Genomic DNA, 23,585 nt, shown 5'->3' with positions numbered 1-23,585 from the left:
AGAATCCTAGAATCAATTGAATTCTCGTTCTGTAACGGCTCTACAGAACGTACGGCATCGAGTCGTCGAAAGAGGGGTGTTACGGCAGATCTGAGATTGCCGTAACACCGCCCCGTCTGGCGATTTTGCGATATTCTGCTCGAGCACGAAGTGCTGTGTTGCAACTCGCCCAAGGAATGCCGTACAACGCCCTCTCGACTGATTTCAACAGGATTCACGTTACTCCTCGAGGAGACCTTGGTGATCAAGCTGGAGGCCCTCATAGCACCGGACAAGGTCACCGTCACGCCGCTCCGTTATTCGACCGAAGTCGACGTGGTTGCTCAATCGACGGGCGAACCAGCTTTTTCCGTCTGGATCGATGTCATGTTGTTTTGCCCACTGTTCATAGCAATCGTAGACCGTACTGGCCGCGACCGTACTGGCTGGCTCTTCAGTGAGGAACAGACTCGCGAATCGTCCAACAACTGCATTTGCATCATCAGCGATTTCTGCGAGGTGCAGTTCGCTGGAATCGAGAGAGGAGTCCTTCTCACCAAATGAACAATCGTCTGCACGTTCGAGCAATGTCTCAAGCGTAGCTGTCTCACCGTCGTTGTAGACGACTGGTTCATCATCAGGTCGGAGAACGACTATCGAGTAGTCGGAAGGTCCATAGCCGGGATAGGAGAACTCGGTTTCGGGAACAAACGGTTCCATGATGCGAGTCCACTTCTCCAAGAACGACTCTTTCGAGTCGTAGACATACTGCATACCCTGTTCGGAGACGATGTACTCATCAGTGGTCTGATCATAGCTGTACACTGCTGGGACATGATCTCTCGAGAGTTCAGCGATCGATTCTGTTTCTATAAGCGCCTCATCCTGACCATTCGCCAAGACAAATCGGCCCTGTTCTCGTCTCCAAACAGTCTGTTTGCTATGTTCCGTCGCTGGTCGAACTGCTGTTACACCACCGTCGGCTGTTGCACCGCCATTGAACGAGAGGGCCTGATTTTTGGTGTAGAACCGAATTTCACCGGATGAGAGCTCACGGACAGGCGAGGAGAGTATTCCATCGATCCGATCTGCCCAGGATAGCTCTGGATCGCCCGCTTCAACAACGAATATCGGATGCTCATCGCTGTCCTGTGCCTGTCGCAGGTTGGCTAAGACCTGTGCTGGGTTCTCGGGAGTTGTCGTTTCTACCTCGATCGAAAAGGTCTGGTCACAGCCGGGATGAACTGCTCTTGCGTCGGGTTGTTCACTCCCATCTTGCTTCGGAACCGAAACCGTGCAACCGATCTTCGTGAGTGCAGCTTCAACGTGAGAGATCGCCTCGTCATGACGGATACTACCCGATGTCTGGCTTGTACCGGTATCTGGTGTTAGAATCGACTCACCAGCAGCAGTAAGTCGAATGGCAGTGTTACGATTATCATCCAAACCCACCTCGATGAGTCGTGATCGTTGACGCACAGCAGCGATTTCATCGGGAGTGGGTGGTCCAGTATCCACTTCAGCAAAGGCCATTTGCAACTCGTTGTCGGCTGTTTTCGCATTGAGCCACCCGTTGCTTTCGCGGCAGTCCTCTCGCAACTGGAGATTTCGAATAACACGGACGAGTGCGTGATCAAGATCTGGATTATCTATACCGAGAACGTCTTGGAGAGCGACTGGGACATCTGAAATCGACACTGCTGACTCTTGAACACCGAACTCATGCCGTGTCCGATCATGGACTCGAGAAAGCGCCCTCTGGAATCGTTGCTCTTCATGCATCGAGAGCGGGTACTCACTCTCGGGATGTCCTGGCGGAATCGGGAGTGGTTTGATACTGAACGGATACGGACCTGTCTCTCCGAACAGCGGGCTTGGGAGTTGGGCAATCCACTCCCCTCGTGGCAGCGATCGCACCCGATTCGCGAAGGATGTCGGATCAAGATCCTCGTGAGCCATCGCCTGTGCAAGCTCGCGATCAACGTTCACTTTGCCAAGGATTGGACTCCCGATGTTATTGAGCGCGTTTAGGTAGACACGTCGGCCACCTTCTGCTTGCATCTGCTCTGGGAACTGCATCGACAGACCCACTGAGAGACGGAAGCTACGGCCCTTTTCGAGCAAGTCGTTGAGGACATCAGAAACGACAACGGAGGCTGCTTCGTCGATCAGGAGGTTCACGACATAGTCCTCTGGACGTCGATTGAGGTCGTCCTCGTGTGTCCGAAGTGCGTCTTCGAGAGATGTGAGGATAACGCCAGTCACCATCCGTGCAGCCTCTTCGCGTAGGTCACCAAGATCGAACAGGATAACCTGATTGGTGTCGAGAAGCTCTCTGAAGTCGAATTTCGGGTCAGTGTTGTTGAATATTCTTCGAAGATGCGAATCCTGTGAGATGTACGCAAATCGGTTACTGACCCCACCCATAACGTTCGCAAACGTTCGACCATCGGATTGCAACTGGCGGCGTATCGTTCGCGTGACTTCTGGATCACTCGATTCCGGAATGCCGTCTTCCTGTGGATTTGGTGGGCCGGACTCCCAGAGTTGATCAAGTGCGTGTTCAAGCTGGTGGTGAGCAAAGTAGTCTTCAGACGCCCGATGGCGTCCATTCTCTCGACCGTATTCCTCGTCGAACAGGGCTTTGATGAGCGACTCAATGATGAGTGGAGATGATGTCGCCCGGTCGTAGCGCTCCTGACCCATGACGAGTTTCAGAATCTCTTCATAGTGATCGGCTTTCCGCTGGACGGCATCGACTCGTCGTTGGCCATGTGCGAGTCCAGGCGAGAGGTTGAAAAACGAAAACCCGGGGAGAACGTCTGGAACCGAAAAATGGAGCACGTTTTCCTCAAGATCGGTGGCTCCAAAGCGCCGAGTGTGCGCTCGAAGATAGTTTTCGGTCATCCCATCGCCTTTCGGATCAACGAGAATAATTGGACCATCAGTACTCTCATAGAGCGAGAGCATATCGTTGATCAGCGCTTTTGACTTTCCAGCGCCAGTGGTTGCTGCTCGAAGATAGTGTGTCGGAAGGAGCGAGGGTGGGATTCGCGTTGGTTCGTCCTCCGGGGTTCCGTTTTCGTCGAGTGCATATCCAATCGCCATCCCCTCACGATACTGTTCCATCAGGTCGGGATTCGGCCGTGGCAATGGATTTCGGGAACGCTGTTCTGAACGTGCTCCACGAGACCCATCGACAGTCAAGTCCTCACCACCAGGAACGACAATCATGTTTGACAGTTCATCGGCATTAAACACGAGATCTTGCCGTGTTTTCCCACGACCGGTGATGATTTCCGCACTAAGCACTCGCTCGAGGTGACGCTGTGCTCGCTTTTCTTTCCGACGTGAGAGATATCCCTTCTCCCGAATACGCCGACCGGCAAGTTCGTAGAACGGGCCTTCAAGAGGATCCAGCGCTGCCTTTAGTTGCTCGAGTTCTGCGTGACCAGTCGCCTCTTCTGGATCGCCCATTGCGACTGCGCGAACGTTGGCCGTAAACGTTCGTCTGGGATGTTTATTCTCGATGCGACGGATTCGGTTACGAGTCTCTTGTGACAGTTCTCGCTCATTTGGATCGGCGTCAACGGGTTCGAACAACGAGCCGATGATCTCTTGTGTCCATGTATCACGACCTTCGCGAAGGTTCAGTTTGCGGAGTTCAGCGTCATCCAGCCAATCCGGTTTGCGTTGCCAGACAACTTGATAGACAACGGGAACGGTTATTTCGTGAACTGCATCGACAATAGCAGACAGTGGGGGTCGCTGTGCATCGTATTCCTCGTCAGGTTCATCAATCTCGAACGGCGTGATCGTTGTCATCCAGTCTTCTTTCCGCTCGGTTTTTCCTACCCACTCAATTCCAAGTGGAGACAACTCACGCTGCTCACTGTCATCACCAGACTTGTCTGGGGACTTTTCCCCACCCGAAGCGATCGGCTCGGCGCCGTCTCGTGTGGGATCTGTCTCACGATGAGACGGAGAATCACTGTTAGGGGAGAGTACATCCTCGAGATTGAGGTCTGCCCTGGTAATGGTGAAACTGGACGGGTAGATGGAGACGAGACGCTTCTCGAGTGTATTGAGGTGCATCTCTTGGTCAACTCGATAGTAGAATTCGACTGGGTCGTCAGCACCCTCACAGACAACGAGGAACTCGAATGTCGGTGGAGCAGTGTCCACTCGTGGATCTACTCGGTTCGAAACGCTTGCCGCAGCCGCGTTCGAGAGTTTGTGAAGACTCTCCAACGTGGCGGGGACACCCGTCCGATGCGTGGGTGTTGACGATGGCGTGATCTTCAGATACTCACGACTTGTCATCGAGTATCTCACCTCCATTTTCTCCGCCGTCAGTCTGAGTTGGGTGTGTGACCCGCGATGGACTGATGGACGTGGGAGTTGGACTCTCTATAAGATCTCGAGCGATCTCAGCCTCAGTAGAGCGCCCTAGTAGCTCTGCATGAGACTGTGATTTCGGATCGAAGTCGATCACTGCCGTCTCGTCTTCCATCGCTCGAACTTCGATACCACGCCATTCACCGTCGACGCCGACGAGTGCCTCTGAGTAGCCCGTCCGATCATTGCCGGGGACAGCTTCCTGAACGAAGCGCATTTGTGCCGAGTTGAGACCGAACTCGTTGGCCCACTCACGGTCCATCCCGTCGAGATGATGGAACTGCTTGATTGCACACTGATCGATGATCGCCTCTGATTCTGGGTGCTGGAAGAACTCGTCGACAGTCTGGGTGACGAGTCGAATCGAAAGGTTGTGATGGCGGTGGTGACGGAAAACGATCTCGAGGTACTCGAGACTCGCTGCATCCTGCATGATGTAGCGGGCCTCGTCGATAACAAAGACGACCTCTTTGTCCGTCTCCTTCGCGCGTTCATAGACCAGCGAGATCAACAACTGCATGATCAAGCTCGTACTCCCACCGAGGCTGCCCTCCTGCTGGGCAAGGTCCAGATAGATCACCTTCTCGTCGCGGATATCGAACGCTGTCTCTCGGCCTAAGTTCTCGTAGCGACCGTCTTCTGCGAACGGGCGCAGCTGATCGATCAGCCACGTTGCGTCGTCCTGAATCTTCGTTGCTTCCTCGTCCGTCCGCACAACGTACTCTGCTGGCGTGTCGACCATTTCCTCGAGAATGTCGAGGACGTCTCGCATCGTCGGGCTCTCGTTGTGGTGAGTCGCGATATCGTCGGTGATACCGTTCCGTGAATAGGCACGCTCAATTGCGGTCTCGAGCGTGGTCCGTCGGTCACCGAGTGAGATCCCACGGATCGCGAAGTAATTCGAGAGGAAGCTCATCACGCTGTCGAGCTTTTCACGATACGGGCTGGCGTCCTTCCCCATTGCTCGCTGGACGCGTTCGGGAGTGGGCTTGATCTCGAGTGGATTCAGTCCCATATCCCCGCCGATCGTGATCCGTTCGCCACCGAGTGCCTCGGCGACACCGGCCCAGTTGTTCAATGGCTCGAGGATGATTCCGATTCGGTCCTCGCTCTGCTCGATCGACCGGATAAAATTCTGCTTCGAGCCGAACGACTTGCCAGAGCCGGGATCGCCGATCGTGAACATCGCATACCCGTTCTCGCGGGCAAAGGGATCGATCACGACCGGGCTCTGATTCTTCCAATGAACGCCGAATTCGACGCCACCATCCTCGAGGATCGTAGCGTTATGCGGCGAGGCAAAGAGTGCACCAATAGCACCACCAAGCGCCGTTGCCTCTCGGCCAAACGGATTCGGCCCAATCGGAGCGGCAGCCTGAATTGCGAGATCCTGCTTACAGATCGCTGTCTTCGGTGACAGGCCGGCTGGCTGTTCGCGAAGCTGACTCCGGATCGTCCGAACGTCCTCACGGAGTTGATCACGAGAATCCGCTCGCACCGTGATGAACATCCCCTGGTCGAAGACACGGCTTCCGTTCTCGACGCTCTTGTACGTCGACAGCGCTTCGTTCGCTCGTTCTTGCAGATAGCTCCCACGGACAGTTCGCTCGAGGTCTGCGTCAGCCTGAAGATCGTCAGCGACACGCTGGAGTTCGTCGCGAGCCTGCTGCTGGCTCTTCGGTGTGATGTGGACGGTCAGATCGAACTCGACATCCGTGAGCTGGAAGAGTTCAGTCAGATAGCCGTCCTTCGGATAGTCCGGGTAATCTGCAATGTAGAGCGTCGATGTCCACTGGTCACCAACACGCGCAGTCCGTGTATCCCACTCGATTGCTGCTGGGGCGACAACGTGTTGGTGGTGTTCTGCGATATCGTCGAGGACCTCACCTTCACTGATGCCGTCGTCGACGGTCGCCTCCTCGAGGAGATCTGCGAGGTCAACCTCTTCGATGTCCTCAGCTCGCCAGTAATCCCATGCACGCTTCACCAGAAGCGTTACCAGTGCCGTTGTCCCGACGTAGATAGCAAGTCCGGACTGGGTACCCGGATCAGGGAGTGCATTCTGTATTTGCTCAACAGTCGAAAGAGCGAGTGGGTCGATCATTGGTCATCCCTCCGTTGATGATCGACCGCTGGATGATCGCGAATCGCGTCCGCATCATCGTCGTACTCGTGTTCCTCGCCGTTCCAGAAGTCCATCGAGAGCACAAACAATTCGACCGTTGTGAGCCGGTGGGTCGACCATCCAGATGCCTTCTGGATGAACTCTGTCTGAAGGCTATGACAGCGATTCTCGAGCTTCTCGAACATGGTTGCTCGAATCTCTGCATCGGTCATATCGTTCCGCCGAGTCACAAACGGGTTGAACAGGAAGCCGATCACCGGAAACGTGGTGAGCTTCTCTGCCGGCGATTGTTCATCCTGATACCGGTCGTAAACCTCGAACGGGTCCACCTGAACGCCGATGAAATACCGGATCTGCTGCGTGCCCTCGAGATCACGAGGGCGTTGCTCGCGATATTCCTCGAGTAACTCTTTGAAGATCGGGTTCTGTTTGACGTCACTGTCAGTGAGCCGCCCGTCGATTCGCTCGATCAGTTTCTCGACCGGGAACGGACGAGTCGTCGCATGGAACTTGAGCGTGAAGTCAAGCTCTTTGTTCGCGAACTCCTCGCCGAGTTGTTGGATCTGTGCCCAGTCACCGGACATCGCGAAGTCCATGTTCCCCGGATCGATCTCGAGATAGGCTTCCATCGCTCCATCTGACCGCTCGATCGCCCCAGTACCGGGCCATGCACGTTTGATGTTCGTAAGATCCTGTGTCCGCTCGTCTGGTGTGAACGGCGTGTAACTCACGAGACCGCCATCAGTACTCGGTTCATCGACATCGGCTGTGGCCGCCGTACTGTACGTGAACCGAGGCCGTTTGCAGTAGTGCCGATAGACGTCACCCAGCCAAGTCGACGCAGAGAGGTGATTCGGTGACGCGTAGACGATCGAACCGCCGAGAACGACACCGAGCAAGACAAACGGCAGAATTGCCCCATCGAGCCCAGTCAGCCCTCCGATAAGGAGACCAGCAATCGGGAACCCGAAGAGGACATAGACGTCTCCCTCCTCGATGTTCAGGATCGGAATTCGTGTCTCTTCGCCCAGTTCATCCATAATTCGACGGCCAGCTGTATCGTGATCTTGTGTCATTCAGTAATACCCCGGATCATTCTCGGTGCGACGGTACGCCGGAACACCCTCCTGACCGTACGCGTCTGTCGCAACGTTGTCGTGGTCGGTTCCTCCTCCAGTACTGCTGCTCGCGTCGTCTGGTGAAGTGGGCGACTCTCGTTGGCGCATCTTCGACGCAGCAGAGTAACCAGCAGCCGCTTTCGGTCCCCACATCGCAGTTGTTGCTGCAGCAGAGGGCCCAGCGACAGCACCAGCGCCAACGATTGCGCCGGCTGTCATCGCTCCCTTTGCAGTTGCACCGATGAGCTTCGTCGTCATCGGACTCGCATATGCGAACAGCTTCCAGACGATGATAATCGAGAGAAGCGGCAGTGTCACCGCAATCAGATAGCTCAGGAACGAACTGTCCGGAATGAGTGTCGAGTCCGCCCCCTCACTGAAGAGCAGTTCGTAGCCCTTGAACAGCAGCGCCACTGGAAGCGGCATGATCGCGAGTGGGACGAACTTCAGACAGACTGTTCTCGCAATGTGCGACACCACGGGAAGGTTGCCATAGGTCAGTGCAATCCCGATCGGCATCGCGTAAATCAGGATATACAACATGATTTCGCGCAGGAAGAAGAGAGCCTGAAGGGCCCACATCGCTATGGCACCAACGCCTGTGAGAAAGAGCGCAAGGAGTGGGTTCGAGATCGTCACTGAGAGAAGATCGATCATCGTCTCAGTCACTGTCGAAATGTCTGGAATGAGTGCGATCGTGAAGCCATCAACGAGATAGAGCGCCAAGACCGCAATCCAGTACCACGTGACAATCAGGAACGCACCCGTCCAAGCGCTTCGTTTCACCTTCCGGGCCTCGTATGCACTGCCGATATTGAAGATCCGGATCGCATGTCGGCCCTGAACACACATCACCAGCAGCAACAAAGCAAGCAACATGATTTCGCCAGCGACGAGGCTGCTGTGTATCTCGTCCCACGGCGTGTTCGATGGGGTTCCGAATACGAATCCACCACCCGTGTCCGGCGTTGGTGTCCCAAACACCTGAGCCGTGACTGCGTTATACCCATCTGCCAGCCCGTCTTGGAACCACCCGATGAGCTTGTCAATCGCGTCTTCGAACCACTTGACTCCGACTTCGGAGAGCGACCACGCGAGCGTCATGCGACCCCCGCGACGGACTGACTACGTGGAGAGGCAGTTCCGAGGGGAATGCCTCCACTAGCGGTGCGTCTGTATACTGTACTCTGTTGAATTGTCATTGCGAATCTTTCATTTTCAGGAAGGAGCCGATTCGTTTGGCGGCGTACAGTGCAACTGCAAAGGGAATCGCATAGCGGATGACGTCAACAACGAGCGTGAACCATCCCGTCGGCGTCGCCAGTGGATGCCACGTTTCAGTGGCTGTATCACCGAGATATGCTGGGCTGTGTGAACGCCACGAACCAGGGTGATACTCCGCAGTGTAGATGCCGGGCTGATTGACAGTCACCGTGGCAACGCCTTGCCTATTCGTTCGAACCCGCTGATCGCCGATCGTAATGTAGCCCTCACGGAACTCGTGGCCAATCAATGAGAAGCGAGGCAGACCGAACGGGTTCTCGAGCATGATCGGTGCGTCCGTCTCGGCGTCACGAAGCTCGATCTGAAGGGTTACTGCGGTCGCATTTGAGTCGACGATCTCGACAGAGAGATTGCTCTCACGGATTTCTCGTTCTGCTCCACCGTTCGGTTCGACGAGGTCTGCGGAGACGCCTCGAACGATCCCGTCGACGGCGACAGCATCAGAATCGATATCATCGTGACGGAGAGCAAGTCCGTACGACCGTGTGTAGGGTTCGGAGACGACCTCGATATCGACGGTCTCATCGATCGCTGGTTTCGGTGAGGGGCTCTCTGTTCCCCACACCTCGAGAATCTCGGGCCCGTCGCGAATTGGCTCTGCCCGCGGGCCTAATTCGGACGGATACGCGTGGACGTAGACCGGGAGCGCATCCGAAGCGACTGTCTCCGTCTGGTCTCGCGTTGCATACGTGAGGTCATCCCAGTTCGTATCTCGAGCGGTGTAGTATCGCCACACGCCACGGACTTTCGCATCGCCATCAGCAGACAACGTGTAGCCGTGCCACGGTTGCGCCTGATAGATTGCGATACCACTGTCGCCGTTCGGATACGACGCATGATAGACCGAGGCCTGGAGGTCATACACCTCAACATCGAGGTCCTGAGAAACGGTCACCTGATCAGTGATGATCTCGGTCTCGTTACCCCGGTCTCGCTCGACGCGAGCGCTGATATCCGCCTCGAGTGTGAGCGTTGCTGAGCCACCACGGTCGAACGAGTAGTCAAAGGTCGGGGTATGTGTCCCACCGGCAGTCTCGACAACATCGCCATCACGGAGGAGACGGACTTCGTCGATCCCGTGTGCTCGGATCGATGAGTCGCTATCGAGACGGACGCGATAATCAACGAAGCCACGCAGTGTTCCCGCTGGTGCAATGTAGTGAACTGTCTCATTTGGATCCAGATGTGTCCGCGTCGATGGCTGGACCGCAAACGTCGTCGCGTGTGCGTCGGCGATGAGAACAGAGTCGGTGAGCTCGGCATGCGTGGGATAGACCGATGTCGCTGTCCCACTGCCCTCTCCCTCGAGTGACTCGTAATAGTGCTTGGTCCACCGTTCAGCCGTGTCTGGCGGTTCTTTGAACGTGATGTCCGTGCAGTTGCCGAGTTCCTGCATGGCCGTTCGCGATTCGCCAAAGCGATTCTCGTACTCGGCATTACTGAGACACTCGTCTGGATCTTGTGACCAGAGAGTCGCCGTCTCGTTGACGTCCAAACCACTGTTATCAGAGCCCGGTTGCGGTGGAGTACCAGCACTCGCAGTGGCTCCCGAAAACACGAGTGTCGTGACTGCAAGAGCGGCAACAGCAATCATGATATAGGATTTCTGAGACACGGAGGTGACGAAGTTGGACACTATCTGACGGTGGGTTCAGAACTTACCACGGAACAAAGTCGACACACCCCGCAAGCGGTAGCCCCATTGCAGAGCCAGCCACCGTATACAGTGGACCGAGGACCAGCACGGTCACCGTAGACTTCAGTGCCACTCGTTTGTGCTGTTTGAGTTTCTTCTTCTGCTCGATATTTATCGTGAATATCTCAGCGAGTGAATCGGCCTGCCAGACAATAACGAGCCCAATGAGACCGAGCGCGGTTGTAATCTGGAAGAATCCGGAGATCATCTCTGGGAGTCCTTCGGCGTCACAGACGACACCATCCTGCGCAAGGACGGGGTCAACAGCCACAATCGAGAGGGAAAGAAGCGAGATAACGCTACTGCGTACAACCCGCTGGCGAAGATGCGATGAGTATGGCTGTTCGTCGGGAGTTGTATCGTTCACTGTCATTAGTGGGCAAGACCGTTGCTGACGTGATGCTGGTCACGGATACTCTGCCAGTGAAAGAGCAAACCACTATTTGGGGATAGACGGCTACTCGAGCAGGATTGAGCTAATCGACTATCTTGGATCAATGAACTTCGCATATGATTCCGACCGACGGTCTACCGAGATTGAGTAAATGTCTTCTGAATTTCTTAAATGTAGTCGTGAAATAATTGTTTTCAGTGAGTTATTTGTCGAGAGAGTCGAAATTAGGTGGAAGTAATGAATGTCAGGTTTAACTGCTATTCCGGTTGCGTTAGCATTCTACATAGGGTGTCACAGAACCAGACACACGCCTATTGAACCCGTAGGGAATGGCAAGTACAGAGCGTGAACTGAACAACTCAGAGTGTCTTTTCTTGAAGAACAGCAACCATTGGTCTACCCGTCTGGCCAGTTCAGCGTGGGCAGACTATTTTCCGCTTCGCAGTTGTGACTGCTGGTATGGCGACCATTGCAGAGTTCACTATCCCGGCAGATGACTTCCCATTAGGTCAAATTTTCGATGGATTTCCGAACGTAATGGTCGAGATAGAGCGTGTCGTTCCCACCGACCAAGGCAACCTCCCGTACTTCTGGATAAACAATATCTCTGTCTCTGACGACACCATCAAAAACGCTCTGACAACCGAATCAGCATTTGAGTCAGTAACGTGTGTCGATTCCCTCGAAAATCGGGGGTTATATCGCGCTCTCTGGAACCTTGAGGTAGAAGGCGTCCTCACAGCTATTCTCGATAGCGGTCTCACGCTGTTATCGGCGGTCGGCACGCATGAACAGTGGACGTTTGAGTTCCGCGCTGAAGATTCAGACCAAATCTCGGAGTTTCAGCAATATTGCGCCGACCACGACATCAATGCCCGGCTTACGCGGTTGAAATCGCTGGCAGAGATGCAGGCCGGTAACGAGTATGGACTCACCGCTAACCAGCACGAGGCGTTGCTTCTCGCTTTCAGCGAAGGCTATTATGACAGTCCCCGTGACACCGACCTTGAAACGCTTGCTGACCAACTCGGTATTTCACGACCCTCGTTCGCCGACCGCCTTCGCCGGGGGTACCGGAATCTTCTCGGAAGTACTATCGTACATCACGACTCCACGGATGATGGCAGTGGCAAGTGACACCCATATTAAATGGCCTCCATAATTGCAGGTAAGCGACAAACCCGTACTCAACCAATGGATATAGAGAATGAGCAACGAGACCGATGGAGGAGACTCCTCCATGATGGAATCACAAAGATTTGAATACAATCTGAACGACAACGAGACGTTGGTTCAAGCAGTTCTCAATGCAGTCAGCGCCGTCACTAATACCCCACTGTTACCGTCAGAGAGCCCTGCTTCGGCTGAGGGGAATGGTGAATCACTTCCACCGCTTTACGACGCCGTGGACCCTGACGCGCTCACCAGTCTGTCAACTAACGAAACCGACGAGGGCGCTGGCTGGCAGGTCACGTTCCCTTATGCCGGATGCAATGTAACAGTCACCAGCACCGATACTATTCTGGTGAACGCACAACCGTCAGTCGAGAGTTCTGGAGACTGATGAGTGGGCTGGGGGCTATGACCATCGTGGACAGATTCAGACAAAGACATCACAGCCACCTAATATTTTGGTCCCGTCCCAAACTCGTCTAGAGTTCGCCTCTGGTAGCGTCAACTGACACCTCCATTGTGATGGCTGTTTTGGCTGATCGCTCGAGCAGTTCGTCGGCGAACGCCGCGAACTGCTCGGGATCGGCATACTGCACCAAATTCAACCAGAGAAGTGACTCTAACCCTGCTTCTGACCACTGCATCCATTGATTCTTACACCGCTTCGAAACTTCACCCATGGCTCGTTCGACCACGTTTGACGTCCACGGAACCTGCTGTTGATCAAGCGCGAGTTCCGCGAACGTCACGGTTGCTTCTGCCCATTCCCGGAGGTACGCCGTAGCTTTCGGGGAGTCTTGACGCTCTAACCTCCAGGCTTCCTTCCCGAGATTCTCGAGCGTTTGGTCGATCCGCTCGCGGATCGCCAAACGCTCATTCCTCGGTGCATGGAGTGCGACAGAGTTCTTCAGATGGAACAGATCATCCGTAACGCCAGAGACGATCGCTTTCCGCTCGGAGAGCGGAAACGTATCGTCTTTCCAGAGCTTGTACCCGAGCGTTCGACCAACGTGAACGAGATCGAGCTGGTGAGATCGGTCACCACTCTCGAACGCATCGACGAGTGCCTTTTCGGCGTCACTGACGACCGTGGCGTCGTCAGTGACCGCCTCAGTCTCTTCGAGGGCTTCTGCTGTTTCATCCCAGGATTCGTTGACGTTGACGTCTAAGAGTGTGGTTTCTGTGTCGTCACCCTCGGCCGTCTGCCCGAGGGTGACGTTGACATCATGGTAGGTGCAGTGATCCTGCTGGCTATGACACTTCGTTCCGTCAGGAACGACAGTGTCTGCATTCGTCCCAGGAAGCCGATCACGAACGAAGTCACCGAGCTTGCTGCCGTATTCACGGACTCGGCGGTTGACCGTCGTGATCGAGGGCATGGGAGTGAAGCCGTCGCCGTGGGCGACGGCATCACGATAGCTGAGCGAAGTAGCGAGTTCGGCAGCCTGGAGCGAGATATCTTCTTGATAGATGCGCTGGCCGTCGAAGTCGATAAGATCCTCGAGCGGACGGAAATAGGTCGGGTTGCCGTCGGTGGCAGCAGTGTCTTTGACGTGGTGGAGGGTGAATTCGTGTTCTCCTGCGGTTGTCACAGCGGTTCGTGTGGAGGTTCCTGCGCGCTGGAAACGGCAGTCGCCGTTTCCGCGCGCGTGTTTCTCACCACAGTACGCCTCGACGAGGCGCTCGTCGAGGCTTCTGACGAGCTCCTCGAGGATAGTGGCCTCAAGCTGAATCTCGGTAAGAGATTCAGCGAGCGTGGCGAGCGGTAGCGTTTTGTCTTGGGCGATGCTAACTGCGAACCGCACGTTGATTTCGGCGTGCATGGGTCACTTCGGGCTGGATACCAGAGGTGACCCTGCTTCCACAGGAGTCAGTTACGACTCTAGACGAGTTTGAGACACGACCAATATTTTATTCTGACTAAATGTAAGTTTTTCATATATAAGTTGGACAACAGAATGAAGGACTTAAGATTGTTCTCCAATTTCTTTAGACAACTACTTGCCCATGTCTGAGCCAGATTCCAGAGATGGAGAACGCAGTGAAACCCTGAACCAGTCGCTCAAGGCACTCAGCTGTCCGGCCCGGCGTCGAATCCTACTGGCACTCGAAAGCCAACATCCACGTGAAGTAGGGGAGTTTCAATCAGAAGAGTTCAGGCCAGCAGAGACGGAGCCTGCATTCTTCACGATAAGACTTCATCACGAACACCTTCCCCATCTCGATGAGGCTGGATTCATCATCTGGAACCGTGCCGCCGATACTATCATGAAAGGTCCAGACTTTGAAGAACTTCAACCGCTCATGAGATGCATTCAAAATCAGTTCGATGTAGATTTCGATGGCTGACTGGAACCGACCGTCCGTGAGAGATACGCACATCTACTTACCGGCTAATTCACTTAAAGGAAGTTGAAACAAATTGTCTGCGAGTCTTTCTATGACAGGCTTCTCCAAAGGCGTTCGTGAGCGTCGCATGCCACTGGTTGAGCAGATCGATCGTGGGAACAACCACGAGCGTACTGACGCCGGCGTCGGCAATCGCCTGGATCGCGAGGAAGGTCTTTCCGCTGCCGGTCGGGAGGACTACACTCCCCCGGCGGTCGTGATCGAGCCATGCCTCGAGGGCGGCTTGCTGGTAGCCTCGAGGTTCGATCGCGACGGCAGGTGAGAGGGCAAGGTCACTGTAGGCTCTGGCATCGTCTTCAAGGGGTTCGCTAGCCATCGTGGCCTGCGCGAGGGTCTGCTGGTCGCGACTGGAGGGAGTTGCCCACTGATGGAGGTCGTGATAGCGATAGGCCTGCGCTCGATACTCATCGACGCGGTCATCCCACTCTGCGTAGGGAACACTGTCAGGGGCGTCCTCGAGTAGCAGCGTTCCATCATCGAACGTCAGGCGCATGCAACTACAAACGTCTACGATCGACGCCGTACTTGGGTTTGCTGGCTATCGCTCGACGCTATTCGACTGCCGGGCGTGCTATGAAGGCGTTCACCAAGATGACTCAAGAAGCGTTCTGAGAGTTGATGGTTATTCAACTACACTGAAACAAACGAGCGAGTTCGAGATGGCTTTGCGACGCGAGACCCTCATTACCGGGACGTGGTACTCCCTGTGAGTAAGGCTTGCTGAGGCAGCACAACTTTTTCTCATCACTCGTTATCGGTTGAGCCAGTAGTGCCAGTCGGCGACTGCCTGTTCAGTATCATCGCTGGCTTCGAGAGGCTCGAGTTGTTTCAGTGGGACTCCGAGTTCTCTGTCGTTCCACTCGATGGTTACGAACTGCTGACGGAGCGACGGCTCTATCGAGGGCATCCCGAGCACGCTCACTGTTTCGCCTTCCTTTAGCGGAGATACCTCGCGCTCCTCGATACACTGCGCTTCAAAGGGAAAGTCCATGGTCTCTTCCAGATAGGTTATCCAGCCCACGGCCTGCTCGTCTTGAGTATAGGCATCGACGACTATCTCCATCTCGATACGCTCCTCACGCTCTTCGTCTCTATCTGCCATGGTTAGCAGTAAGTCGGCTCGAAGGTAAGGCATTCTGGTGGTCTCTTCAGTTCTCACAGACTCGAGACGGCTTTGCAACGCGACCGAAGAATTATCGAAATCGTCTCAGGTCCCGGTCGAGTCCGCTCCACGGTACGCGCGTCCGGCCCGCTCGTCTATCGGGTCTTCGAGGTCGCCCATGACCTCCTCGAAGGTATCCGTCGAAGTCAGGAGACCAACGATCTCGTCGCCCTCGGTGACGAGGGCGAGTTCCTGATTTTCCCTCTGGAAGTGGTCGATGGCGTCGTTAATTTCTTCCTTGGCGGGGAGCGTCATCGGCGACGCAGCGATGTCTTCGATGCTGACTTCGCTGCTCATGAGGTCCTCGAAATGGTTCGTGATCGTCGGGAGATAGACGATGCCGCGGAAGTCGTCTATGTCTTCGCCGACCACTGGGTAGCGAGAACGGGAGTGTTCTTCCACGAGCGCGAGGTTCTCCTCGGGGGTGTTCTCAGTCGAGAGCGCGACGATCTCCTCGCGCGGAACCATGATCACCTCGATCGGGATGTCGCCAACGGCCAGCGCGTTCATCACCTCCTGCTGGCGTTCTGCGGGAACGTTTCCCGCTTCGAGAGTCGAGCTGAAGCGCTTGTAGAGCCCCGCACGCCCCCGCATGACGTCGGCTTCGGTTTCGAGCCACGCGCCGGTCATCTCGACACCGAACAGCGAAAGCGTCCATTTCGCCGCCCCGTCTCCAAACTGGATGACCGGCCAGATGCCCCGCGTCCACCAGTACAGCGGCGTCGCACAGTACCGACAGACCAGTTTCGAGCGCTCGACGCCGAGATAGGTAGGAGTCTGCTCGCCGTGGGTCAGATGGACGAGATTGACGATGAGAAACGCGAGGATGGCCCCTGCTCCGACCGATGCGAGAACGGTACCACCAAACAGCGGTTCGAAGATGGCCGTCAGCGCGGGTTCGGCAACGATACCGACCGCGATGCTTGAGAACGTAATCCCGATCTGACAACTGGTCAAGTAAATCTCCAAATTCTGAGTCATCTCCCACGCTCGTTCGAGAGCGGTTCTTCCGGGTTCCACGAACTCCGCTTTGGAATACTGTCGGGCGCGGGTCAACGCGAATTCGATGGCGACGAAAAACCCGTTGGCGAGAATGAGTAATAGACCGGCAATAAGCCTGATGGAGGCTTCGAGAGCGGTCATCGGCATAGCAAGTTATAGGAATAGCAACGCAGATAAACGATTTGTCTGCAAACCCATTTTCGCGCTATGACGAATTCCGTTCTCACGAGGAGTCTCAAGCCGGGTCGCTTTGGGAGTCCAGTCCCGATGCGTCGTCTCGGCGTTGTTCGCGCTGGTAGGCGTCAATGGGGTCTTCGAGTTCCCCCATCACTTCCTCGAAGGCGTCTGTCGAGGTTAGCAGGCCGACGACCCGTCCCTCCTCAGTGACGAGGGCAAGCTCCTGATTTTCCGTCTGGAAGCGGTCGATAGCGTCGCTGATTTCCTCGTCGGCCGGCAGCGTCATCGGCGACTCGGCGAGGTCTTCGATATCGATATCGCCGTTTTTGAACGCCTCGAACTGGTTTGTGACCGCCGCGAGGTAAACGACCCCTCGGAAATCGTCGATGTCCTCGCCGACGAGCGGAAAGCGGAGATGTGGATGTTCCTCGATGACCGCGAGGTTTTCCTCGGGTGTGTTGTTGGTCGAGAGTGCGGCGATTTCCTCGCGCGGCACCATGCTGTCTCGGATGGGAATTTCCTCGACCACCAACGCGTTCATCACCTCCTGCCGACGCTCTTCGGAAACCTCGCTGTCGTCAAGTATCGACCCGAGCTGTCGGTGGAGGTCCGCACGCCCCTCGATGTCTTCGCCGTCGGATTCGAGCCACGCACCAGTCATCTCGACGCCGAACAGCGAAAGCGTCCATTTCGCCACCCAGTCACCGACGCGGAGAATCGGTCGAATGACCCACGTGAACCAATACAGCGGCGTCGCACCGTAGCGGCAGACCTGTTTCGATCGCTCGACACCGAGATAGGTGGGGGCCTGTTCGCCATAGATCTTGTGTACCAGGCTCACGATGATGTACGCCAAGATCACGCCCGCGCCAATCGACGCGAGAACCGTCCCGCCGAACAGCGGCTCGAACAGCGCTGCGAGCGCGGGTTCGGCGACGATACCCAGTGCGATGCTACAGGCAGTGATGCCGACCTGACACCCGGTGAGATAGATTTCGAGGTCCTCGGTCATCTCCCACGCGCGTTCGAGACCGGGTTCCATGAACTCCGATTTGGAATACTGTCGAGCGCGGGTCAGCGCGAACTCGATGGTGACGAAAAACCCGTTGGCGAGAATCAACGCGGCACCCGCGACGAGACGGAGGAGTATTTCGGGTGCTTGCATTCGGTATTGGTCCATCGATTCGGCATTGAGGCAGAAAAGCATGAGGCCGTCGGACACAGGCTCATGCTTTTTGTTGTTCAGCCAGGAGGGCTTTGATATGTACCGCGACATCCTTATCCCGACAGATGGATCCGATGCGAGCGTAACAGCGCTGGACCATGGGATGGAAATCGCGTCGAGTATGGATGCCAAGGTGCATCTCCTGCACGTCGTAGATGTTGGGACGGAGATGTCCGCAGCCGCCGTTGGCGACATCGCGAATGACCTCACCGAAGCACTTGATGAGGAAGCAAAAGTGGCACTCGATCAGGCCGAGGAAATGGCCGATGAGGCTGGGGTTGCGTCCGAACGAGCCGTTCTTGAAGGATTTCCAGAAGACGCAATACCCAAGTATAGCGCCGATAATGGGATCGACCTGATCGTAATCGGAGAAAGCGAGGATTCGACCCTCACAGAACAACTCTTCGGGAGCACGACGGAGGACGTTCTCGAATCGGTGACTACTTCGGTTCTGGTCGCTCGAGAATGAGTCCCCGCTCGTATAAATTACCGTTATCGAACCAGTCCGCCAGAAAAAGAAAACCATCCACGGGGAACTGCCTCTCCAGACAATGATTTACGGCGAAATCGGTAGATCGTTATTCTGATTCGAATTTGTCAGACAGAACAGGACGAGGTGCTGGCGGAGTGTGAACCGCTTCCGTGAATAGCATATCGAGAACCGAGCTACTGCACGGCGAGCCAATACCATCGTACGTTCGCGAACTGGAGAAGTTGAGACTTCGGGAGACCGTCCATCATAACTCACGCTACTCACTCGTTATGTTTCTCAACAAGGGTTTCAACAAGGCCATAATTCTCACCCAGTGTCTTGTTGCACAGTAAGTACAGGTGCATCGCTCGTGCGTAAGACTCTCTCTGTGGTGCTTCCAAGGAGATGACGGCGTAGCTCTGAGCGACCGTGTGCCCCCATTGCAACGAGATCGATCCTTGATGCACTGACAAAATTACTGATAACCTCGTGGGGTGCCCCAGGCTGTACGTGTGTGGTCAGAGTAAAATCGTGTTCTGATTCTCGCTCTGCAACTGCTTCGACCACCTCAACAGCTTCGTCACGCAGAGGATCGCCAAGTGGTGGAAGTCCTCTTTCACCTTCAATTGCAAAGAGTACGCGCACGGAAGCACCCAACTGTTCTGCAATGGCTATTCCGTGATCAACTGCAGCAGTAGTAGCAGGACTTCCGTCTGTCGGAATGAGAACAGTATCGTATTCCGATTTCCCTCGGCCACTTGCACGCGGTGGGACTGCTAATACGGGATCGTTGCTTAACCGAATCACGCGTTCAGTGACACTCCCAAAGAGGGCACGACTCAACCCACGTCGTCCATGAGTTCCCATAACGATGAGATCGGTATCATTTTCCGATGAATAGGTAAGAATCGCTTCGTACGGACGACCTCGCTCAATGACTGAACGACAGGAGAGATCTGATTCTTGCTCGAAAAGTTTCTCGAGCGTAGATACGGCATCTTGGGCCTGTGCTTCCGCAAGTTGTTCGCTGCGTGCTCGATTAGCAACGACGCTTATGATATGGATGGACGCATCGAATGCCTCTGCGATCATCTTCCCATGGCGAGCAGCAACTTCTGCAGACTGACTCCCGTCCGTTGGAACGAGAACGCGTTCGTACATAGAAAGTTCTTGGAGATCCTTGTACTATGTTTTTGTGTAGCATGGATTAAAATGTGTATCAGAGTAGGTCATAAGATCTATCTCATAGCTTGAATTTCTCACGACTCGGATCACCTATCGCTCAAAGTCGGTGATTGCAACAATTATACGCTGAACAGGCGTAATACCACGGCCTTCAGGCCGTGGATACGCGCCGTCACTCAGTGACCCGTTCCACCGATACCGACAGGGCCGAATATTCCACGTCAAACATAGCCTCTAATATCCTCTGATCTATAACTGATTATGAGCACAGTACGATGCTGGAGACAACCCGCACCTACGTCGCACGCATCACGAACCACACGCAGGTTCGTGACGACCTCGACCAGTGCGGGTTCGCAGCATCGAAACTGTGGAACGTCGGTCGCTACTACATCCAAGAGCGGTGGGATGAAGACGGTGAGATACCCGATGAAGCCGAACTGAAGTCGGAGTTGAAAGACCATGAATGCTACAGTGACCTCCATTCTCAGTCAAGTCAGCGAGTTCTCGAAGAGCTTGCTGAGGCGTTTACCGGCTGGTACAACTCCAACGACGGCAACAATCCACCGGGCTACCGGAAACGGGGCAACCGACACCCGCACTCGACCGTCACGTGGAAAAAGCGAGCTATCAAGCACGACGACAAGCACGGCCAACTTCGCCTCTCGAAAGGATTCAACCTGAAAGAGTCACGGTCTGACTTCATCCTCGCGGAGTACGAAACCCGTCCCGACGTAGAAGTCGAGAACATCCAGCAGGTACGTGCCGTCTGGAACGGCGACGAGTGAGAACTCCATCTCGTCTGCAGGAAAAAGATTCCAGTCGAAGACGCGCCCGGCGACAACACGGCGGGTATTGACCTCGGTATCAGTAACTACCTTGCCATCGACTACGAAGACGGTGCAAGTGAACTATATCCGGGGAACGTGCTGAAAGAGGACAAGCACTACTTCACCCGCGAGGAGTACCAGACCGAAGGCGAGAACGGGCCGTCGAAACGTGCGTTGAAGGCTCGCCGGAAACTCTCCCGACGCAAAGACCACTTCCTCCACACACTCTCGAAACACATCGCACAACGGTGTGTCGAAGAAGGCGTGGCGAAGATAGCAGTTGGCGACCTCAGCGACATTCGAGAAGACGACAACGGCGACTCGCGAAACTGGGGTGCGTCGGGGAACAAGAAACTCCATGGATGGGAGTTTGACTGATTCGCCCGTCTACTTGAATACAAGGCCGAAGAATACGGCATCCTCGTTGACCGCGTAGACGAGAAGAACACCTCGAAGACGTGTTCGTGTTGCGGGCGGATTCGGGATAGCAACCGCGTGGAGCGTGGTCTATACGTCTGTTCGGCGTGCGAAACGACGATGAACGCAGACGTGAACGGTGCGGTGAACATTCGTAGAAAGATAACTCAGAGTCCCCCGACCGGGGATATGAGTAACGGCTGGTTGGCACAGCCCGGAGTCTTCCTGTTCGACCGCGAGAGCGGACGGTTCACACCGAGAGAACAGGGAGTCTGCAAACTCTAATATCCCAACGCTTGGGATTCCTCCGGCTTCAGCCGGAGGAGAATGTCAATCAGACACACAATACAAGAAAGACTGCTAAAGCAGATGATTTCTTAGCCGGGCAATTCCAGAGGTGGTAACATCGATCAAATATATCCGGTTCAGATTTATACGTGGGATTGAAACGGTTTCATCGATCGGTTCGAGCGAATGAGGGTCCAATCGGCCGACAAACGTTGGGGCCGGCACGAATGGATGCACCGCCCATCGAGAGGTGTTCGATGAGGGTGCGCGTTGATTGGCGGACTAGCTGTAGCCTTGTCGGAACGATCGCAAAGTGGCTTGCCGTGCCGCTTATCTTCCCACTCGCGCTCGCAGTATACGATAGGGAGGACGTCCTGCCATTTGTCCTTACGATTGTTGTCACGGTAGCGGTCGGACTCGCCCTCGAGCGGCTTGCAACTGACCGTGATCTGGGAACTAGGGAGGCCTTCCTGATGGTGTCGCTCGCCTGGCTGACTATCGCCTTGATCGGGGCAATACCGTTTATCACTGCTGAGAACGGGGCACTTGCTCACCCAATCAATGCGCTGTTCGAGAGCATGAGTGGAGTAACGACTACAGGTGCGACGGCGATGGTAGATTTTTCCGCCCACTCGAGAGCAGTCCTGCTGTGGCGACATAGGGTGTCATAGAACGCCACTCACACCTCTATGCGGGCATCCTGATTCGATAAGTACAGGGAAACTACGTATCGGTCAGTACATGCTCTCGATCGCTCATTACATTGAATCTATTTTATCTTCGAAACGATAGATGATTATAACCGCACCTATTGAGAGTGTGACTGTACTAATCATTGACCAAGCAAACATTTCATCAGGATTATTCCCCAACAAAGCGCCTACTGTAACCGCAACGAGTAGAATCGCTATCGTCCCAATACCGCCGACTACACGAACAAATAAATCTTCATTCATATTATGTCTGCCTGTTGAGTGAATTCTGTCCTCTTGTGTATATTCCCTTCGCCGTTCAATTCGCAGACCTACTTATCGGACAATTCACTGTAGAAGTGGCTGTAATAAGCAGCATGAGAAGACTTCTATGACACCCTCGTGGCGACAATTAATTCAGTGGCTCGGCGGTTTAGGGATCCTCGTGCTCGCGACGGCAGTGCTCACCCAGTTGGGAGTTGCGGGTGCCCAGTTGATGTGAACAGAGACCCAGACCCAGGACGTTACAAAGCTCACTCCACGTATCTCTGAGACTGCCCGTCTCATCTGGAGCTTATACATGGGACTCACAGTGTCCCAGATCGGGATTCTGTATTTGCTCCATCTCGTCGGTCTCGCGCCGAATATGACCCTATACGACGCGGTTACTCACCCGCTGACGACGGTGTCAACGAGCGGCTTCTCGCCGCGTCCCGAGAGCCTCGCCGCGTTTTCTCCTGCGGTCCAGTGGGTCACGATTGTTTTCATGATTGTCGGTGCGACGAATTTCATTCTTCTCTATCTTGTCCTTCAATGACAGTACAAACGTCTCTACCAGAGTGACGAGTTTCGGTTCTACATCGGCGTACTGGTCCTGTTCAGTCTTGGTGTCGCAAGCCTGCTCATACTTGAGGACGGCCTGACTGAAACGATAGGAACAACTGTTCGCCATGCCATTTTTTAGGTCGTCTCGATCACGACGACCACGGGATACGCAAGTACCGACTTCGATCTCTGGTCCGCGTCGACGAAGAACCTCTTGTTCATCTGTATGTTCATTGGTGGCATGACAGGGAGTACAACTTGTTCGATCAAAGCCCTCCGCTGGCTCCTCGTGGTGAAAGCATTCCAGCGTGACCTCTTCGTCGCGAGCCATCCGCAAGCTATCCGTCCAGTTCGGCTTAGTGGTGAGGTTGTTGATGAGGAGACAATTCGAGATATCTATGCATACATCCTTGTGAGCCTCGTTTTCTTCATCACCGCAACCGTATTCATTGTGTTTGACACGTTACGGGTCAGACTCATGATTGGAGAGTTCGAAGCGATGAGTGCAGCTGCGGCGACGTTTTTTAATATCGGACCAGGATTTGGCGTCGTCGGACCGTTCGCGACTTACGAGGTCTTTCCTTCGAGTACCAAACTTGTTATGATTCTGTTGATGTGGATCGGTCGTATCGAGATCATCCCCGTACTCGTTCTGCTCACGCCATCGTGTTGGAGTGAATTACATTTTATATTGGTTATATAAGAGAATTGATGCGGAGAGAGGTCAGACACCA

General features: G+C 54.7%; 17 protein-coding genes and 4 pseudogenes. 7 read left to right on the top strand and 14 right to left on the bottom strand.

The annotated features are described in order from the left end of the window. Positions 1–219: 219 nt before the first annotated feature. From E2L06_RS15680 to E2L06_RS22445, 6 genes are all read right to left on the bottom strand, one after another. Entirely contained in the window at positions 220–4,302 is a 4,083-nt protein-coding gene (locus tag E2L06_RS15680) for a conjugal transfer protein (RefSeq protein ID WP_138782631.1), read from the bottom strand. Continuing rightward, positions 4,289–6,481, bottom strand: a complete 2,193-nt coding sequence (locus E2L06_RS15675) for a VirB4 family type IV secretion system protein (RefSeq protein ID WP_171052405.1) — start codon at positions 6,479–6,481, stop codon at positions 4,289–4,291. Before E2L06_RS15675 ends, E2L06_RS15680 begins: the two co-directional genes overlap by 14 nt. Beyond that, positions 6,478–7,578, bottom strand: a complete 1,101-nt coding sequence (locus tag E2L06_RS15670; RefSeq protein WP_138782630.1) for a hypothetical protein — start codon at positions 7,576–7,578, stop codon at positions 6,478–6,480. The genes E2L06_RS15675 and E2L06_RS15670 overlap by 4 nt, the downstream gene beginning before the upstream one ends. Then, positions 7,579–8,724, bottom strand: coding sequence for a hypothetical protein (locus tag E2L06_RS15665; RefSeq protein WP_138782629.1), 1,146 nt, complete (start codon positions 8,722–8,724; stop codon positions 7,579–7,581). Between the two features lie 94 nt (positions 8,725–8,818). Continuing rightward, positions 8,819–10,498 carry a hypothetical protein gene (locus tag E2L06_RS15660; protein WP_138782628.1) on the bottom strand — a complete coding sequence of 560 codons (1,680 nt, stop codon included), beginning with the start codon at positions 10,496–10,498 and terminating at the stop codon, positions 8,819–8,821. 64 nt (positions 10,499–10,562) lie between these two features. Next, a complete protein-coding gene (locus tag E2L06_RS22445) occupies positions 10,563–10,973 on the bottom strand; it encodes a hypothetical protein (RefSeq protein WP_138782627.1) in 411 nt (136 codons plus the stop codon). A gap of 480 nt (positions 10,974–11,453) precedes the next feature. On the opposite strand from E2L06_RS22445, the gene E2L06_RS15650 reads away from it, so the two are divergent. Then, on the top strand, positions 11,454–12,131 hold the full coding sequence (locus E2L06_RS15650) for a helix-turn-helix domain-containing protein (protein WP_138782626.1): 678 nt from the start codon (positions 11,454–11,456) through the stop codon (positions 12,129–12,131). 70 nt (positions 12,132–12,201) lie between these two features. Next, positions 12,202–12,558, top strand: coding sequence for a HalOD1 output domain-containing protein (locus E2L06_RS15645; RefSeq protein WP_138782625.1), 357 nt, complete (start codon positions 12,202–12,204; stop codon positions 12,556–12,558). An 88-nt stretch (positions 12,559–12,646) separates the two neighbouring features. Here E2L06_RS15645 and E2L06_RS15640 read toward each other — a convergent pair whose 3' ends face one another. Then, positions 12,647–13,990 carry an ISH6 family transposase gene (locus E2L06_RS15640; protein WP_138782593.1) on the bottom strand — a complete coding sequence of 448 codons (1,344 nt, stop codon included), beginning with the start codon at positions 13,988–13,990 and terminating at the stop codon, positions 12,647–12,649. Between the two features lie 184 nt (positions 13,991–14,174). Here E2L06_RS15640 and E2L06_RS15635 point away from each other — a divergent pair, with 184 nt between their 5' ends. Then, the gene (locus tag E2L06_RS15635; protein WP_138782624.1) at positions 14,175–14,516 is read left to right on the top strand and encodes an ArsR family transcriptional regulator; all 342 of its coding nucleotides are present in this window, start codon (positions 14,175–14,177) and stop codon (positions 14,514–14,516) included. A 100-nt stretch (positions 14,517–14,616) separates the two neighbouring features. Here E2L06_RS15635 and E2L06_RS15630 read toward each other — a convergent pair. From E2L06_RS15630 to E2L06_RS15615, 4 genes and pseudogenes are all read right to left on the bottom strand, one after another. Then, positions 14,617–15,069 (bottom strand): annotated as a pseudogene (locus tag E2L06_RS15630) (DEAD/DEAH box helicase family protein); the annotation flags it as partial. Between the two features lie 258 nt (positions 15,070–15,327). After that, positions 15,328–15,678 (bottom strand): calcium-binding protein, encoded by a 351-nt coding sequence (locus E2L06_RS15625; protein ID WP_138782623.1) that lies wholly within the window; start codon positions 15,676–15,678, stop codon positions 15,328–15,330. A gap of 105 nt (positions 15,679–15,783) precedes the next feature. After that, on the bottom strand, positions 15,784–16,881 hold the full coding sequence (locus E2L06_RS15620; RefSeq protein ID WP_138783006.1) for a CNNM domain-containing protein: 1,098 nt from the start codon (positions 16,879–16,881) through the stop codon (positions 15,784–15,786). Between the two features lie 94 nt (positions 16,882–16,975). Then, positions 16,976–18,082, bottom strand: a complete 1,107-nt coding sequence (locus E2L06_RS15615) for a CNNM domain-containing protein (protein WP_138783005.1) — start codon at positions 18,080–18,082, stop codon at positions 16,976–16,978. A gap of 97 nt (positions 18,083–18,179) precedes the next feature. Here E2L06_RS15615 and E2L06_RS15610 point away from each other — a divergent pair, with 97 nt between their 5' ends. After that, on the top strand, positions 18,180–18,611 hold the full coding sequence (locus tag E2L06_RS15610; protein WP_138782622.1) for a universal stress protein: 432 nt from the start codon (positions 18,180–18,182) through the stop codon (positions 18,609–18,611). 129 nt (positions 18,612–18,740) lie between these two features. Here E2L06_RS15610 and E2L06_RS22440 read toward each other — a convergent pair. Next, positions 18,741–18,880 (bottom strand): annotated as a pseudogene (locus E2L06_RS22440) (IS5/IS1182 family transposase); the annotation flags it as partial. Positions 18,881–18,941: 61 nt separating this feature from the next. Next, positions 18,942–19,775: a universal stress protein gene (locus E2L06_RS15605; protein WP_138782621.1), complete on the bottom strand. Its 834-nt coding sequence runs from the start codon at positions 19,773–19,775 to the stop codon at positions 18,942–18,944. Positions 19,776–20,074: 299 nt separating this feature from the next. On the opposite strand from E2L06_RS15605, the pseudogene E2L06_RS15600 reads away from it, so the two are divergent. Together E2L06_RS15600 and E2L06_RS15595 are read left to right on the top strand one after the other, a co-directional pair. Next, a pseudogene (locus E2L06_RS15600) lies at positions 20,075–21,331 on the top strand (RNA-guided endonuclease InsQ/TnpB family protein). Positions 21,332–21,561: 230 nt separating this feature from the next. Further along, on the top strand, positions 21,562–22,005 hold the full coding sequence (locus tag E2L06_RS15595) for a potassium transporter TrkG (RefSeq protein WP_343192873.1): 444 nt from the start codon (positions 21,562–21,564) through the stop codon (positions 22,003–22,005). 87 nt (positions 22,006–22,092) lie between these two features. On the opposite strand, the gene E2L06_RS15590 is transcribed toward E2L06_RS15595, so the two are convergent. Further along, a complete protein-coding gene (locus tag E2L06_RS15590) occupies positions 22,093–22,290 on the bottom strand; it encodes a hypothetical protein (RefSeq protein ID WP_138782620.1) in 198 nt (65 codons plus the stop codon). A gap of 139 nt (positions 22,291–22,429) precedes the next feature. On the opposite strand from E2L06_RS15590, the pseudogene E2L06_RS23010 reads away from it, so the two are divergent. Continuing rightward, positions 22,430–23,554 (top strand): annotated as a pseudogene (locus tag E2L06_RS23010) (TrkH family potassium uptake protein); the annotation flags it as partial. Positions 23,555–23,585: the final 31 nt, after the last annotated feature.

It is taken from the genome of Haloterrigena sp. H1, assembly GCF_005938085.1.
Lineage (GTDB): Archaea > Halobacteriota > Halobacteria > Halobacteriales > Natrialbaceae > Natrinema.
Note: the sequence above shows the minus strand (reverse complement) of the source record. Positions and strands in the feature narration are given on the sequence as shown.

Bases quoted from the DNA above. Each gene is read 5' to 3' on its own strand.
- E2L06_RS15680 (WP_138782631.1), bottom strand. From the start codon at position 4,302: ATGACAAGTCGTGAGTATCTGAAGATCACGCCATCGTCAACACCCACG.
- E2L06_RS15675 (WP_171052405.1), bottom strand. From the start codon at position 6,481: ATGATCGACCCACTCGCTCTTTCGACTGTTGAGCAAATACAGAATGCA.
- E2L06_RS15670 (WP_138782630.1), bottom strand. From the start codon at position 7,578: ATGACACAAGATCACGATACAGCTGGCCGTCGAATTATGGATGAACTG.
- E2L06_RS15665 (WP_138782629.1), bottom strand. From the start codon at position 8,724: ATGACGCTCGCGTGGTCGCTCTCCGAAGTCGGAGTCAAGTGGTTCGAA.
- E2L06_RS15660 (WP_138782628.1), bottom strand. From the start codon at position 10,498: ATGATTGCTGTTGCCGCTCTTGCAGTCACGACACTCGTGTTTTCGGGA.
- E2L06_RS22445 (WP_138782627.1), bottom strand. From the start codon at position 10,973: ATGACAGTGAACGATACAACTCCCGACGAACAGCCATACTCATCGCAT.
- E2L06_RS15650 (WP_138782626.1), top strand. From the start codon at position 11,454: ATGGCGACCATTGCAGAGTTCACTATCCCGGCAGATGACTTCCCATTA.
- E2L06_RS15645 (WP_138782625.1), top strand. From the start codon at position 12,202: ATGAGCAACGAGACCGATGGAGGAGACTCCTCCATGATGGAATCACAA.
- E2L06_RS15640 (WP_138782593.1), bottom strand. From the start codon at position 13,990: ATGCACGCCGAAATCAACGTGCGGTTCGCAGTTAGCATCGCCCAAGAC.
- E2L06_RS15635 (WP_138782624.1), top strand. From the start codon at position 14,175: ATGTCTGAGCCAGATTCCAGAGATGGAGAACGCAGTGAAACCCTGAAC.
- E2L06_RS15625 (WP_138782623.1), bottom strand. From the start codon at position 15,678: ATGGCAGATAGAGACGAAGAGCGTGAGGAGCGTATCGAGATGGAGATA.
- E2L06_RS15620 (WP_138783006.1), bottom strand. From the start codon at position 16,881: ATGACCGCTCTCGAAGCCTCCATCAGGCTTATTGCCGGTCTATTACTC.
- E2L06_RS15615 (WP_138783005.1), bottom strand. From the start codon at position 18,082: ATGCAAGCACCCGAAATACTCCTCCGTCTCGTCGCGGGTGCCGCGTTG.
- E2L06_RS15610 (WP_138782622.1), top strand. From the start codon at position 18,180: ATGTACCGCGACATCCTTATCCCGACAGATGGATCCGATGCGAGCGTA.
- E2L06_RS15605 (WP_138782621.1), bottom strand. From the start codon at position 19,775: ATGTACGAACGCGTTCTCGTTCCAACGGACGGGAGTCAGTCTGCAGAA.
- E2L06_RS15595 (WP_343192873.1), top strand. From the start codon at position 21,562: ATGGATGCACCGCCCATCGAGAGGTGTTCGATGAGGGTGCGCGTTGAT.
- E2L06_RS15590 (WP_138782620.1), bottom strand. From the start codon at position 22,290: ATGAATGAAGATTTATTTGTTCGTGTAGTCGGCGGTATTGGGACGATA.